Raw genomic sequence first — 13,158 nt, 5'->3', positions numbered from 1 at the left:
CCCTCAAAGCAGTTGGATGCGACGGGCATCAGCGACGGCATATAACTATATGAATGGTTGTATTAATAAATCTAGAACTTTTTATAAAAAGCCATCATTTAGCCTTAGGTCTCCCCGTGGCGCCGGCGCTGCACCAGCGGCACCAGGTAGACCGGCACCCGGGATAACTGCAATACCCGTGCGGCGGTCCTCCCCAAAGGGGTCTCGCCATTCGCCCCCTGGCAATGACTGCCTACGATCAACAAATCGACGGAGAGTTTCGCGGCCTGCTCGAGAATGACCTGGGAAGGATCACCCTGGAATACCCTCACCGACTTGATCAGCTTCAAGTCTTGCTGCCCCTCCCCCAGTTCCTCGCGAAAATTGTCGAGTACCCGCTGCTCGATATTGGCCATCACCGTATTCAGACCCTGGCGATGAAATTCGTTCAGCGCGTGCTCGTCGAGGTAGCTTTGCAACACCGACTCGGCGAACAGCCCCATCGGTTCCACCGCATGCACTACATACAACTCGGCTTCAAACGTCCGTGCCAACGCCAAGGCATGCTGCATCACATAAGGGGCATAAAGGCCCAGGTCTGTGGCGTACAGCATCGAACGAATCATGTGACCTCCTCGAATGCCTGAATGGCGGAGATTGATTCAGCTTAGCAGCGCCCCGAGGAGTGCGACGTGCGGCGTGACGCTCCCCGCAACGGGTGGTCAGAGCTTCACTTCGTTACTGATGCCATGGGGCACGTGCCCGGTGGCGACCACTTCCCGGGCAAGCTCGCAATGTCCGGTCTGGTCGTCGAAAAACACGTCGGCGGCAAAAGCCTCGAGAAAGGCCGACTTGGTCAAGCCGCCCAGGAACAGCGACTCGTCGAGGCGGATATCCCATTCGCGCAACGTGCGAATGACCCGTTCGTGGGCCGGCGCCGAACGGGCCGTCACCAATGCCGTGCGGATCGGGCAAGCATCCTCGGGAAACTCGCGTTGCAGCGCATTGAGCGCCGCCAGGAAGCCCTTGAATGGCCCCCCTCGCAGCGGCTCGCGCGCGGCCTGGCGCTCACTGGCCTGGAAGGCTTCCAGGCCACCGCTCTGATAGACGCGTTCCGACTCGTCGGAAAACAGCACCGCATCACCGTCGAAAGCAATGCGCAATTCCTCGCTGGCGGCACGGCTGGCGCCCCCCGACAGAATTGTCGCGGCCGCAAACCCCGCGTCCAGGGCGCTGCGCACGTCTTCGGCATGGGTGGACAAAAACAGGTCGCAGCCGAAGGCCTTCAGATAAGGGTATGGACTGCGGCCCCCAACGAATGCGGCGCGGGAAATCGCCAAGCCATAATGGTGGATCGAGTTGAATACCCGCAGGCCGGTATCGGCGCTGTTTCGCGACACCAGGATGACTTCGACACGGGCGCGCCCAAGGTGCTCGTTGAGGTTGAGCAGTTTCTGCACCAGGGCGAAGGCGTCCCCCGGCTCCAGGACCTCGTCTTCATGCTCGATCTGGTATTGCCGATAGGCCTCGACGCCACTCGACAGATAGACCTTGTGGCTTTCGCTCAAATCGAACAAGGCCCGCGATGAAATCGCCAGCACCAGCTTGTCATCGATGTTATTTGCCATGTTGCCCCCTTTCGCCTGTCAACGGTTGCGGCGATCCAGGAACGCCAGCGCCTGATGCAACGCTTCGATCTTCGGCAGCTCGCAGCCTGCCGCCTTGGCCGCCGCCAATGGCCGGGCGTAGATTGCCTCCAGCTCCAGCGGCCGTTTATGGGCGTAATCGTGATACATGCTCGGCCAATAGTCGGGCATTTTTTCGGTCATCGTGAACAGATAATCCGCATACCCAGGCGCGATCTGATGGCCGCAGGCCTGCGCACCGCGTACCACCTCGCCCATGAGCGCCTGGATCAGCCCGCGACTGTGATCATTCGCCATCAACGGCGAGGTGCTGGCGCCCAGCAGCACCGACAGGCCGTTATACGGTACGTTCCACACCAGCTTCTGCCAACGAGCCTGTTGCAGGTCGGGCATCGCCTGGGAGTCGATGCCGGCGTCACGGAACAGACCCGCCGCCTCTTCGACGATCGCCATGCGCTCAGCCTGGTCCTGGCAGGGACCACTGTGATAGCCGATGTTGACCGCACCGAGCGCCTGGTGAGCGATGACGCCCGGGCCGACACGATTCACGCAGATCAGGCACAGGCCACCCAACAGGTGCAGCGAATCGGGCAACAACGGCCGCAGATCGTCTTCGACATCGAGGCCGTTCTGCAGCAACAGGATTTTCGCCCCATCGGCGGCCGCCTGGATGATCGCCGGCGCCAGGTCCGCATTGCTGGTGGTCTTGGCGCCCACCAGCAGCCACTCGCAAGGCGGCATCTGCTCCGCCGACCGGTACGCCTGGACCGGATCGAGGCTCAGCGCGCCATGGACATCGCTGTCGATCCGCAGGCCGCCCTCGGCGACGGCGGCAAATTCGCTGCGCAACAAGAAGTGAACGTCGTGACCGGCCCGGGCCAGCATCACACCGTAAAACCCACCGATCGCCCCGGTGCCGATCATGCCGATCCTGCCGCTCCCGGGCCTAGCGCCTGCCTGCGTCATGCAACTCCCCCTCTCTGACAATCCCCGCGCATCATTACACAGGACCCACGCTTCGTGGCGAGGACCCTGCCCGCCGCAATTAAAGCGGCCCCTGCCCATTGTCGAGCCACCTCCGAACGCGCTAAGGTTCGGCTCCCCGACGCGCTTAACTTCGCTGTGCACCGCCGCGCGGGGATCGCTGGCGGCCGGCACCCGTGACCTGACGAGTAACACGATGGCTGATTTACCGATCAATGACCTAAACGTCGCCTCCAACGAGACCCTCATCACGCCTGACCAACTCAAGCGCGATATCCCCCTGAGCGACGCTGCCCTGCGCACCGTGACCAAGGGCCGGGAAGTCATCCGCAACATTCTCGACGGCACCGACCATCGCCTGTTCGTGGTCATCGGGCCTTGCTCGATCCATGACATCAAGGCTGCCCACGAATACGCCGAGCGCCTGAAGGTACTCGCCGCGGAAGTTTCCGACACCTTGTACCTGGTAATGCGGGTGTATTTCGAGAAGCCTCGGACGACCGTTGGCTGGAAGGGCCTGATCAACGACCCGTACCTGGACGACTCCTTCAAGATCCAGGACGGCCTGCATATCGGTCGCCAATTGCTGCTGGACCTGGCCGAAATGGGCCTGCCCACCGCCACCGAAGCCCTGGACCCGATCTCTCCGCAATATTTGCAGGACCTGATCAGCTGGTCGGCCATCGGCGCACGCACCACCGAATCCCAGACCCACCGGGAAATGGCCTCCGGCCTGTCCTCGGCGGTGGGCTTCAAGAACGGCACCGACGGCGGCCTGACTGTGGCGATCAACGCCTTGCAGTCGGTTTCCAGCCCGCACCGTTTCCTGGGCATCAACCAGGAAGGTGGCGTCTCGATCGTCACCACCAAGGGCAACGCCTACGGCCACGTGGTATTGCGCGGCGGCAACGGCAAGCCGAACTATGATTCGGTCAGTGTCGCCCTGTGTGAGCAGGCGCTGGACAAGGCCAAGGTCAAGCCGAACATCATGGTCGATTGCAGCCACGCCAACTCCAACAAGGACCCGGCGCTGCAGCCGCTGGTGATGGAAAACGTTGCCAACCAGATCCTGGAAGGCAACCAATCAATCATCGGCCTGATGGTGGAAAGTCATTTGAACTGGGGCTGCCAGGCGATCCCGAAAGACCTCGCCGATTTGCAGTACGGCGTCTCCATCACCGACGCCTGCATCGACTGGGGCACCACCGAGAAAACCTTGCGCAGCATGCACGCCAAGCTCAAGGACGTGCTGCCAAAGCGTCAGCGCAGCTGATCGATCGCTTCGACAGATAAAACACCAGCATAAAAAAACGCCGGGCTTTTCAGCCCGGCGTTTTTTTGGGGAACCGTTGGGTGTCAGAGCTTCGCCGCGTGCCGCTGGTGACGCTCCATGTATCGCTCCACATAGGAGCAGGACGGGATCACCGTGTAGCCCATTTCCTCGGCGTACTGCAGGGCCGTTTCAGTCAGCTTCGCCGCGATTCCCCTGCCACGCAACGCGTTGGGCACGAACGTGCGATAGATATCCAGGGTCTGCTTGCCCAGGTCCATGTAGGTCAGATAGGCACGATGACCGTCCACAATGGTCTCGAACTGATGACCAGCCTGGTCATGGTGGATGGTAACCGCCTCGCTCATCACTACTCCTCGCGGGTCTGAATGCCGACCCCTACCTTACCGATGTTTTTCCGGCGAAGGAACATCTACGCCACCCCGTGCCTGCTTGGTCACCGAGCGCAAAAAATCAATCGCTCAAACCCGAGCACGTCGTGAATAGTAGGCACCAATGACGCAAATGCTCAAGGCACGCCTGTCACTGAAGGGATAAACCCCGGCGGGTTTATCGATTGAGCGTCACGCTCACCCTGTAGTCGATCAAGGCGCAATAGCTGAACATCGCCAGTTGTTGAGTCTTGAGACGAGCGCCGATTGTTAAAGTCACCGCCGTTACCAATAAAAGATGTGCCGGCGGTTGCGCAAAAAATGAGCAAAAGTCTAGGAGAATCAATAAACAGCGACTTTAGCGCTCTGCAATGAGTTGGTCTGCCCAGCGGAACTTTTCTTCACCGCCGCGCTCCATTCCGGAGGTTGGGCTGTGCGTTTTTTAAACAGCACTCAGAAAAGTTGCTTGAAAAAGAATCACCGCCTACAATTTTTTTGCTTCTTGCGCTACGTCAGTTTACTTACTACAAGTAATGAGTAGTATGTACGCCGGCTAACTCCTCACTCTGGGGAGACAGTCATTAAATAGAAAGTCCTTGAAGGGGAACACGATGAACAACGTTCTGAAATTCTCTGCTCTGGCCCTGGCCGCAGTTCTGGCTACCGGTTGCAGCAGCGCATCGAAAGAAACCGAAGCCCGTCTGACTGCTACCGAAGACGCAGCAGCTCGCGCCCAAGCTCGTGCAGACGAAGCCTACCGTAAAGCTGATGAAGCTCTGGCTGCTGCTCAAAAAGCACAACAGACTGCTGACGAAGCTAACGAGCGTGCTCTGCGCATGCTGGAAAAAGCTAGCCGCAAGTAATAGTCCTTCGGGATTGTTATCGAGCCGACCTGTTACTGGGTCGGCTTTTTTATTGCCCTGAGTTTTTGCAAGGCAAAAAAAACCGCCGAGGTCGCAAGAAGTCGGCGGTTTGCTTCAGGACAGTTACTGGGGCATGTCGACCGGGGCGCTCGAGACCATCGGGGCTGATGCACTTGGCACTGCGATTTCCACCGGCAGGCCATCTTCGGCAGCTACCACGTCACGCACCACGTCCCAGTTCATGCGCAAGTTGCTGGTGATGTCCTCACGCTTGAGCATCGCATTGATGACCGCGGTGTGCTTGTCCACCACGGACGGGTTGCCCTTGTCGTCCAGGGGCGTATGAGCTTCCAGGTAAACCTTGCCGCCACTGAGGCCCAACTTGTACGGATCGTTGATGATTCGTACCGAAGTGCCCACCGGCACCATGCCGGCCATCTCCAGGACGTTGTTGTTGAACATACGGAAACAGCCGTGGCTGGTACGCATGCCAATGCCAAACTTCTTGTTCGATCCATGGATCAGGTAGCCCGGCGTACCCAGGGTGAACTTGAACGGGCCCAATGGATTGTCAGGACCGGCCGGCACGACATTCGGCAGCGGGTCGCCATCAGCGGCGTGTTCGGCCTTGATCGAGGCCGGAGGCGTCCAGGTCGGGTTAGGCGTCTTGGCGATGATGCTGGTGCGCGCAATGGGCGAACCCCAACCTTCGCGGCCAATCCCCAGCGGGAACGTATAGACCACGTTCCGGCCCTTGGGGAAATAGTAGAGGCGATATTCGGCGAGGTTGATCACGATGCCTTCGCGCGGGCCCGGAGGAAGAATGAAACGGGTCGGCAGGACAATCTCGGTGCCAGCCCCCGGCAACCACGGATCGACCCCGGGGTTGGCCGCCACCATCTCGGTATAGCCCAAGTCATAGGTGGTGCCCAGGTCAGCGAAGGTATCTTCGTATTTGGCCTTGATGACCTGCACCTGGCCGACGATGTCTTCGCCCGGTGGGGGCAGGGGCAACTCCAACGCAGCAACGGGACCAGCCATACACAGGGCGGCAAGAGACAGGCAGCGGGCGACGGCAGGCAAGCGCGGCAACATCCGGGAAATCCTTCGCAGATCGAACAAGGGGTATCGAAACGGCGATTGTACACTGCCCCCCGTTATTTCGGGGAGAGCGGCACCGGAGTGTCCGATGCGCAGCATGCCGGGGGATCAACTGAAACCCTGTGGGAGCGAGCTTGCTCGCGATTGGCGGTGGGCCTGCCTGCACTGTATGGGACTGTGCCGGCCCTATCGCGAGCAAGCTCGCTCCCACAAAAGCGATACTCTGGGCCAGAAGGATCACAACTCGAACCGCAACTCCGGCCAGATTGGCGAGGTGCCGCGTTTCTGCGACTCCAGGATCGCCCGGCACAAGGAACACAGGCGGTGATCCTGGAAAATCCTGCGATCGACCCCGGACCAACGTGGCTGGGCCGGCAACAGGCTGCCGCACAGGGTCCGGTCGGCCGATCCGCCCAGTTCCAACTGCCGGGTCACCAGGTGCACCCGTACTTCCTGGCAGGCGAACAGATCCAGCTGCTCGTCAGGCTCGATCAGTTGGTAGGCAAACAGGGACCAGGCGGGACGCGGCATCGGGGGCTCCAAATCGGGGGCGCCACATTAGCCGAAACACCGCCTGTAGAAAAGCGTCAAAGCAGCGGTTTCAGCGTCGGCCAGACATTTTCCAGCAACTTGCCCTGAGCCGCGACGGACGGGTGCAACCCGTCGCCTTGCATCATCCCCGGGACACCTCCCACATCCTTGAGAAAAAACGGCACCAGCGGCACCTTCTTCTCCTCGGCCAAGGTGGTGTAGACCTTCGCGAAAGCCTCGGTGTAGCGCCGCCCATAGTTGGGCGGCAACTGCATGCCCAGCAAGATCACCTTCGCACCGCTGGCGCGAGAGCTCTCGATCATCGCTGCAAGGTTTTGTTGCAATTGTGTTGGCGGCTGTCCGCGCAGCCCATCGTTGCCTCCCAACTCCAGAACCACCACCTCCGGCTTATGGGCCGCAAGCAGCGTCGGCAGGCGCGCCAGGCCACCTGCACTGGTGTCGCCACTGATCGAGGCATTGACCACTTTATCGTCGAAACCCTCGGCCTTGAGCCGTTGTTCTAGCAACGACACCCAGCCTTGCCGGGTATCCAGGCCGAAAGCCGCGCTGATACTATCGCCAACGATCAGGACTGTACCCGCCGCTGCGTTCTGGACCATGCACATCAAGGCCAGGCCGGCACTCAAAAACCACACACGCATCGGATTCTCCATGGGCTCAAGCATTCTCACCGCGACGGACCTTAGCAAAGTGGTTCCCAGCGCGGAAGGTGAACTGACCATCCTGCACGAACTCAGCCTGGAACTGAACAAGGGCGACAGCCTGGCCATCGTCGGCGCGTCCGGTTCCGGCAAGTCGACGCTGCTCGGCCTGCTGGCCGGGCTCGACCTGCCCAGCAAGGGCGAAGTGACCCTCGCCGGCCAAGCCCTCAGCGCATTGGACGAGGATCAGCGGGCACGGGTTCGCGCCGAACATGTCGGCTTCGTCTTCCAGTCTTTCCAGCTGCTCGACAGCCTCAACGCGCTGGAGAACGTTATGCTGCCGCTGGAACTGGACGGCCGCAAGGACGCCCGGGAGCGCGCCACGCAACTGCTGCAACGGGTCGGGCTCGGCCAGCGGTTGACTCACTCGCCACGCCAGCTCTCCGGCGGCGAACAACAGCGCGTTGCGATCGCCCGCGCCTTTGCCGCCGAACCCGACGTTCTGTTTGCCGACGAGCCTACCGGCAACCTCGACAGCCACACTGGCGAACGCATCAGCGATCTGCTGTTCGAGCTGAACAAGGAACGCGGTACGACCCTGGTGCTGGTCACCCACGACGAACGCCTGGCCCATCGCTGCCGGCGCCTGATCCGACTTGAAGCCGGCCAGATGGTCGCGCCCCTGGAGCCTTGATGGCACGCTTGCCCCTGCTGCGCCTGTTCAGTCTTGCCATTCGCCAGTTGCTGCGCGACGCCCGCGCCGGCGAGCTGCGCGTGCTGTTCTTCGCCTTGCTGGTGGCCGTGGCGGCAAGCACCGCCATCGGCTACTTCGGCGCCCGGCTCAACGGCGCGATGATGATGCGCGCCACCGAGTTCCTCGGCGCCGACCTGCTGCTCGAAGGCAGCTCCCCCGCCCGCCCGGAACAGATTCGCAGCGGCACCGAACTGGGCCTGGAACATGCCCGCGTGGTGGAGTTTTCCAGTGTCGTTGCCACCGACAACGGTATCCAGCTGTCCAGCGTCAAGGCAGCCGATGACATCTACCCCTTGCGCGGCGAACTGAAAAGCGCCCCCGCGCCCCTTGCACAGGAGGAAACGGGCGGACGTCCAGCCCCGGGTGAGGCCTGGGTGGAGGCGCGGCTGCTGACCGCCCTGGACCTGAAGATCGGTGACAGCATCGATGTCGGCAACAAGACCCTTCGCCTGAGCCGGGTGCTGACCTACGAACCGGATCGCGCCGGCAACTTCTACAGCCTTACACCGCGAGTCATGATCAATCTCAAGGATCTGGACGCCACAGGCGTGGTGCAACCGGGCAGCCGCGTCAGCTATCGCGACCTGTGGCGAGGCCCGGCCCCGGCACTGCAAACCTACCGCGACCTGGTCAAGCCAGGCCTGGAACCCAACCAGCGTCTGCAGGATGCCCGCGATGGCAACCGGCAGATCGGAGGCGCCCTGGGCAAGGCCGAGCGCTACCTGAACATGGCCAGCCTGGTGGCGGTGCTGCTGTCCGGCGTGGCCGTCGCCCTCTCCGCCAACCGCTTCGCCACGCGGCGCTTCGACGCCAGCGCGCTGTTGCGTTGTCTCGGCCTGTCGCGCCGGGAAGCCATGGTGCTGTTCAGCCTGCAATTGACGGTGCTGGGCCTGCTGGCCAGTATCAGCGGCGCCCTCCTTGGCTGGATCGCCCAACTGGGCCTGTTCGCCTTGCTGCATGACCTGTTGCCGACCACCGTGCCGCCAGGCGGCCTGTTGCCGGCGATCGCCGGGATCGGCACCGGGTTGGTGGCGCTGGCGGGGTTCGCCTTGCCGCCGTTGGCTGCACTGGGCCGGGTCCCGCCGCTGCGCGTACTGCGCCGGGACATGCTGCCGATCCCCTCCAGTACCTGGGTGGTCTACGGCGCCGCATTGGGTGCCCTTGGGCTGATCATGTGGCGCCTGAGCCTGGACCTGGTGCTCACGTTTGCCCTGCTCGGTGGCGGCGTGATTGCCGCGCTGGTCCTTGGTGGCCTGCTGCTGCTGGCATTGCAGAGCCTGCGTCGGATGCTGGCCCGCGCCTCGCTGCCCTGGCGCCTGGGGCTCGGCCAGTTGCTGCGCCACCCGCTGGCCGCGGCGGGCCAGGCCCTGGCATTCGGCCTGATCCTGTTGTCCATGGCATTGATTGCGTTGCTGCGCGGCGAGTTGTTGGATACCTGGCAAAACCAGCTGCCCAAGAACGCTCCGAACTATTTCGCCCTGAACATCCTGCCCAACGACAAACAGGCGTTCGCCGACAAGCTGATGGAACTGTCCGCGCAGTCGGCCCCGCTGTATCCCGTGGTACCGGGGCGGCTCATCAGCATCAACGGCGAGCCGGCCAAGGAATTCGTGACCAAAGACTCGGCGGGCGACCGCGCGCTGCAGCGCGACCTGAGCCTGACCTGGGCCGCGGATCTGCCTGCGGGCAATGTGGTGACCGCCGGAAACTGGTGGCCTCAACAGCCACCGGACGATATTCCAGGAGTGTCGGTGGAAGGCAAGGTGGCCGAAAACCTCAAGATCAAGCTGGGCGACCGCCTGGTGTTCAATGTCGGGGGTCTCAACCGGGAGGCGAAGGTCACCAGCCTGCGGGAAATCAATTGGGACAATTTCCAGCCAAACTTCTTCATGATTTTCCAGCCCGGCACCTTGAAGGATCTTCCGGCCACCTACCTCACCAGCTTCTATCTGGCAGCCGGTCACGACCAGCAGATTGTCGACCTGTCACGGGCGTTCCCCGCCGTGACGATCCTGCAGGTGGAAGCCCTGCTCGAACAACTGCGGAGCATCCTCGCCCAGGTGACGCTGGCCGTGGAATATGTGCTGCTGTTCGTGCTCGCGGCGGGGATGGCCGTGCTGTTCTCAGGCTTGCAAGCCACGCTCGATGAAAGGATTCGCCAAGGCGCATTGCTACGCGCCCTCGGTGCCGAGCGGCCACTGCTGACCAAGGCCCGGCGCATCGAGTTCGGTTTGCTGGGCGCGGTCAGCGGCTTGCTGGCCGCCCTGGGCTCGGAGTTGGTGAGCCTGGTGCTTTACCGGTACGCATTCGACCTGCCATGGCATCCGCATCCATGGCTGCTGGTGCTGCCATTGGTGGGCGCTTTGCTGATCGGTGCAGCGGGCGTATTTGGTACCCGCCGAGCGCTCAACGCCAGCCCGCTGACAGTGTTGCGCGAGGGTTGATAGACTTCCGGCTTCGCTATCACAAGAAGTTGCCATGAGTCGCTATCGCCCTCCCCGCACCGCCGGCACCGCGCTGATCACCCCCGAAGGTGAGGCGCGGATGCGCGCTGAACTCCACGAACTCTGGCACGTGCGCCGTCCCCAGGTGACCCAATCGGTCAGCGAGGCGGCGGCCCAGGGCGATCGTTCGGAAAACGCCGAATACACTTACGGCAAGAAGATGCTGCGGGAAATCGACAGTCGCGTGCGCTTCCTCACCAAGCGCCTCGAAGCGCTCAAGGTCGTCAGTGAAAAGCCCAGCGACCCCAACAAGGTTTATTTCGGCGCCTGGGTCACCGTGGAAGATGAAGAAGGCAACGAGTCCCGCTATCGCATCGTCGGGCCCGATGAGCTGGATTTGAAACAGAACCTGATCAGCATCGACTCGCCGCTGGCCCGGGCATTGATCGGCAAGGCCCTGGATGCCGAAGCCCGAGTCCAAACGCCTGCCGGCGAGCAACTTATATATATAACCCACATCGAATACCTGTAAAAACCAAAGAAAATTAATCCGCGGACATATCGCGGCACAACGACAAGCAACTTGTTATTTGACATCAACAGGTTCATCCGGGAAATTGAAAGTGCGCCGAGAGCGCACTTTTTTATTATCTGTACATATTCAAGGATGAATAACATGGACCCGAACTTCAGTGATCGATGGATGAACCACACACAGCAAATTTATAAACTTCGCATCGATGAACTAATTCTCCCCGGCACCCATGATTCAGGCTCTGACAGAGAAGCGCCGAAGATGCAGTTTCCGTTTGAAATCACCCAAGACGTTCCAATCCGCGATCAGATCAACCGTGGGTTTCGCGTACTCGACCTGCGCGTTGAGCTGTTCGCCGACCAGCCTGCCGGGCACCCGCGTCGCTTCCAGCTTTATCACCTGACCTCGTCGGGCCGTACCGTGGCCGGTGATGTCCTTGACGTGCTCAACGCGTTTTATGCGAACCCAGCCCGAGAGAAGGAAATCATCGTTTTGAACTTTCATCAGTTCAAGAATTTTACCGATGCGGCACATAACGAACTTCACGACCTGATTGACCAGACGATCGGACATCGACTGATCCACTACGCTCAGAGCTATATGACGCTTCAGGAACTATGGCAACGCATGCCAGGAAAGAATATCGTCATTTCCTATAACAGGCGTGGCGGGGATGGTTACTGGCCCGGGGTCGAGCACCAATGGTCCGGCGAGGACTATATAAGCACTTCAACGCTGAAAAAATTCATGGACGATGCCAGTTCACAGCCTAAAAGGCCCTACGCGCTTCGCTCCATCCAATGCGCGAAATATACAGGCTTCTTCGTCCCGGATGATTTCAGCGACAAAGTTGACGAATGGTTCGCGTCCCAAGACATCAATAGCTATATCCAACGCTTTCACATCATCAATACCGACTGGTCGACGCGAAGCAGCATTGTGCTCAACTGCATGCACGCCAACCAGTTCCGGGGCCTGGCCAAAGGGGACCTTAACGGCGGGTGATCAGTCCCTGCCTGGCCACACGGGTCAGCTGCCGGATCGTTTCGGCAGCGTCCGCCCGGGTGGGGGACTGGATCACGGCGAGGTCGAAGCTGTCATTGGCAAAACGCGCCAGGGACTCGCCGTCTTCGACAAATTGGATCAGGAAGGCAGCAGGCCCATGGTTGCGTCGCGGCCAGCCGTCCAGATAACGCAGCAGCGTTGGCTGGTGGGTACCGCCCAGGAGAATTTTCGGATTGCGTTGGAGAAGGTTCGCCGTGATTGGCGCAAGACGTACGAGGGGGCTGGATGCGTTCATTGTGTCGTGTCTCTGCCTCAAAAGTCTGCATGGCAGGTGAGAGGCAACACCGAACCAGCGCTTTAGCGGTATTTCGAAGCCCTGTTGTCCTGGCTTCTATCGGTGACCGGAAGTCACCTGGCGCCCCGCAAGTAGCTGTTTAAATCGGCGCATGAGCGGCATCCTAGAGAAGCTGACCGGCCAGTGTCAAGAATCGATGAGCACAAAAAAGGCCCGTACTGGACGGGCCTCGACGATTCAAGCAAGGGGTCAGCGGGCGATGGCGTTGTCGGCGGAAAGCTTGCCAGCACCTTCAATCAGCACGGCGATGCTACCCGCCAGCAGGGCCAGGCCAAACTCGTAGCCATTGTTGGCCATGAACAGACCATTGCCGATATGCACCGAGAAAATCGCCACCAGCGACAGAATCGCCAGACCCAGCGCCGCAGGGCGCGCCAGAAGGCCGATGATCAGCGCCAGGCCGGCAAAGAACTCGGTACCGCCCGCCAACGTCGCCATCAAGTAACCGGGAGCCAGGCCGATGCTTTCCATCCACTGCGCCGTCCCCGCCAAACCATAACCGCCAAACAGACCGAACAGCTTTTGCCCACCGTGGGCAGTGAAGATGATACCCACGACGATGCGCAGGACAGTCAGGCCGTAGCCAGCACGGGAGAACAGTACTTTGTTGATGAGAGTGCTCATGGATCATTCCTTG

15 protein-coding genes are annotated in these 13,158 nt (G+C 60.9%); 6 read left to right on the top strand and 9 right to left on the bottom strand.

Translation table 11 applies throughout. The features are described 5' to 3' along the window. Positions 1 to 104 precede the first annotated feature (104 nt). From DOCECA_RS04960 to DOCECA_RS04950, 3 genes are all read right to left on the bottom strand, one after another. On the bottom strand, positions 105 to 605 hold the full coding sequence (locus tag DOCECA_RS04960; RefSeq protein WP_420764805.1) for a universal stress protein: 501 nt from the start codon (positions 603 to 605) through the stop codon (positions 105 to 107). A 96-nt stretch (positions 606 to 701) separates the two neighbouring features. After that, a complete protein-coding gene (locus DOCECA_RS04955) occupies positions 702 to 1,607 on the bottom strand; it encodes a 5'-nucleotidase (protein WP_434675122.1) in 906 nt (301 codons plus the stop codon). 18 nt (positions 1,608 to 1,625) lie between these two features. After that, entirely contained in the window at positions 1,626 to 2,591 is a 966-nt protein-coding gene (locus DOCECA_RS04950; RefSeq protein ID WP_445571541.1) for a putative 2-dehydropantoate 2-reductase, read from the bottom strand. A 214-nt stretch (positions 2,592 to 2,805) separates the two neighbouring features. Between DOCECA_RS04950 and DOCECA_RS04945 the strand changes: the two genes are divergently transcribed. Then, positions 2,806 to 3,882: a 3-deoxy-7-phosphoheptulonate synthase gene (locus DOCECA_RS04945; protein WP_420764808.1), complete on the top strand. Its 1,077-nt coding sequence runs from the start codon at positions 2,806 to 2,808 to the stop codon at positions 3,880 to 3,882. Between the two features lie 83 nt (positions 3,883 to 3,965). On the opposite strand, the gene DOCECA_RS04940 is transcribed toward DOCECA_RS04945, so the two are convergent. Continuing rightward, entirely contained in the window at positions 3,966 to 4,247 is a 282-nt protein-coding gene (locus DOCECA_RS04940; RefSeq protein WP_445571540.1) for a GNAT family N-acetyltransferase, read from the bottom strand. A 635-nt stretch (positions 4,248 to 4,882) separates the two neighbouring features. Between DOCECA_RS04940 and oprI the strand changes: the two genes are divergently transcribed. Continuing rightward, the gene (gene oprI, locus DOCECA_RS04935) at positions 4,883 to 5,134 is read left to right on the top strand and encodes an outer membrane lipoprotei OprI (RefSeq protein WP_011335311.1); all 252 of its coding nucleotides are present in this window, start codon (positions 4,883 to 4,885) and stop codon (positions 5,132 to 5,134) included. Between the two features lie 123 nt (positions 5,135 to 5,257). On the opposite strand, the gene DOCECA_RS04930 is transcribed toward oprI, so the two are convergent. From DOCECA_RS04930 to DOCECA_RS04920, 3 genes are all read right to left on the bottom strand, one after another. After that, positions 5,258 to 6,229, bottom strand: coding sequence for a L,D-transpeptidase family protein (locus tag DOCECA_RS04930; RefSeq protein WP_434563123.1), 972 nt, complete (start codon positions 6,227 to 6,229; stop codon positions 5,258 to 5,260). A 243-nt stretch (positions 6,230 to 6,472) separates the two neighbouring features. Continuing rightward, a complete protein-coding gene (locus DOCECA_RS04925) occupies positions 6,473 to 6,766 on the bottom strand; it encodes a hypothetical protein (protein ID WP_041020059.1) in 294 nt (97 codons plus the stop codon). A 56-nt stretch (positions 6,767 to 6,822) separates the two neighbouring features. Further along, positions 6,823 to 7,428 carry an arylesterase gene (locus DOCECA_RS04920; RefSeq protein ID WP_434563121.1) on the bottom strand — a complete coding sequence of 202 codons (606 nt, stop codon included), beginning with the start codon at positions 7,426 to 7,428 and terminating at the stop codon, positions 6,823 to 6,825. 10 nt (positions 7,429 to 7,438) lie between these two features. On the opposite strand from DOCECA_RS04920, the gene DOCECA_RS04915 reads away from it, so the two are divergent. The 4 genes from DOCECA_RS04915 (at position 7,439) to DOCECA_RS04900 (ending at position 12,166) form a co-directional block, all read left to right on the top strand. Next, the gene (locus DOCECA_RS04915) at positions 7,439 to 8,122 is read left to right on the top strand and encodes an ABC transporter ATP-binding protein (RefSeq protein WP_039588896.1); all 684 of its coding nucleotides are present in this window, start codon (positions 7,439 to 7,441) and stop codon (positions 8,120 to 8,122) included. Then, on the top strand, positions 8,122 to 10,626 hold the full coding sequence (locus DOCECA_RS04910) for an ABC transporter permease (protein WP_420764812.1): 2,505 nt from the start codon (positions 8,122 to 8,124) through the stop codon (positions 10,624 to 10,626). The genes DOCECA_RS04915 and DOCECA_RS04910 overlap by 1 nt, the downstream gene beginning before the upstream one ends. 34 nt (positions 10,627 to 10,660) lie before the next feature. Beyond that, positions 10,661 to 11,158, top strand: coding sequence for a transcription elongation factor GreB (gene greB / locus DOCECA_RS04905; RefSeq protein ID WP_420764813.1), 498 nt, complete (start codon positions 10,661 to 10,663; stop codon positions 11,156 to 11,158). 144 nt (positions 11,159 to 11,302) lie between these two features. Further along, positions 11,303 to 12,166: a hypothetical protein gene (locus DOCECA_RS04900; RefSeq protein ID WP_445571539.1), complete on the top strand. Its 864-nt coding sequence runs from the start codon at positions 11,303 to 11,305 to the stop codon at positions 12,164 to 12,166. Here the strand turns inward: DOCECA_RS04900 and DOCECA_RS04895 are convergent. Both DOCECA_RS04895 and DOCECA_RS04890 read right to left on the bottom strand, forming a co-directional pair. After that, entirely contained in the window at positions 12,153 to 12,461 is a 309-nt protein-coding gene (locus tag DOCECA_RS04895; protein ID WP_420764815.1) for a class I SAM-dependent methyltransferase, read from the bottom strand. The genes DOCECA_RS04900 and DOCECA_RS04895 overlap by 14 nt on opposite strands. A gap of 249 nt (positions 12,462 to 12,710) precedes the next feature. Further along, positions 12,711 to 13,145: a DoxX family protein gene (locus tag DOCECA_RS04890; RefSeq protein ID WP_434563116.1), complete on the bottom strand. Its 435-nt coding sequence runs from the start codon at positions 13,143 to 13,145 to the stop codon at positions 12,711 to 12,713. Between the last annotated feature and the right edge of the window lie 13 nt (positions 13,146 to 13,158).

It is taken from the genome of Pseudomonas sp. E102 (assembly GCF_052660185.1).
This window is presented reverse-complemented; position numbering and strand designations above follow the sequence as displayed.

Coding starts and splice junctions, on each gene's coding strand:
- DOCECA_RS04890 (WP_434563116.1), bottom strand. CDS start 13,145: ATGAGCACTCTCATCAACAAAGTACTGTTCTCCCGTGCTGGCTACGGC.
- DOCECA_RS04925 (WP_041020059.1), bottom strand. CDS start 6,766: ATGCCGCGTCCCGCCTGGTCCCTGTTTGCCTACCAACTGATCGAGCCT.
- DOCECA_RS04895 (WP_420764815.1), bottom strand. CDS start 12,461: ATGAACGCATCCAGCCCCCTCGTACGTCTTGCGCCAATCACGGCGAAC.
- DOCECA_RS04900 (WP_445571539.1), top strand. CDS start 11,303: ATGGACCCGAACTTCAGTGATCGATGGATGAACCACACACAGCAAATT.
- DOCECA_RS04910 (WP_420764812.1), top strand. CDS start 8,122: ATGGCACGCTTGCCCCTGCTGCGCCTGTTCAGTCTTGCCATTCGCCAG.
- DOCECA_RS04960 (WP_420764805.1), bottom strand. CDS start 605: ATGATTCGTTCGATGCTGTACGCCACAGACCTGGGCCTTTATGCCCCT.
- DOCECA_RS04940 (WP_445571540.1), bottom strand. CDS start 4,247: ATGAGCGAGGCGGTTACCATCCACCATGACCAGGCTGGTCATCAGTTC.
- DOCECA_RS04915 (WP_039588896.1), top strand. CDS start 7,439: ATGGGCTCAAGCATTCTCACCGCGACGGACCTTAGCAAAGTGGTTCCC.
- oprI (WP_011335311.1), top strand. CDS start 4,883: ATGAACAACGTTCTGAAATTCTCTGCTCTGGCCCTGGCCGCAGTTCTG.
- DOCECA_RS04950 (WP_445571541.1), bottom strand. CDS start 2,591: ATGACGCAGGCAGGCGCTAGGCCCGGGAGCGGCAGGATCGGCATGATC.
- greB (WP_420764813.1), top strand. CDS start 10,661: ATGAGTCGCTATCGCCCTCCCCGCACCGCCGGCACCGCGCTGATCACC.
- DOCECA_RS04955 (WP_434675122.1), bottom strand. CDS start 1,607: ATGGCAAATAACATCGATGACAAGCTGGTGCTGGCGATTTCATCGCGG.
- DOCECA_RS04920 (WP_434563121.1), bottom strand. CDS start 7,428: ATGCGTGTGTGGTTTTTGAGTGCCGGCCTGGCCTTGATGTGCATGGTC.
- DOCECA_RS04945 (WP_420764808.1), top strand. CDS start 2,806: ATGGCTGATTTACCGATCAATGACCTAAACGTCGCCTCCAACGAGACC.
- DOCECA_RS04930 (WP_434563123.1), bottom strand. CDS start 6,229: ATGTTGCCGCGCTTGCCTGCCGTCGCCCGCTGCCTGTCTCTTGCCGCC.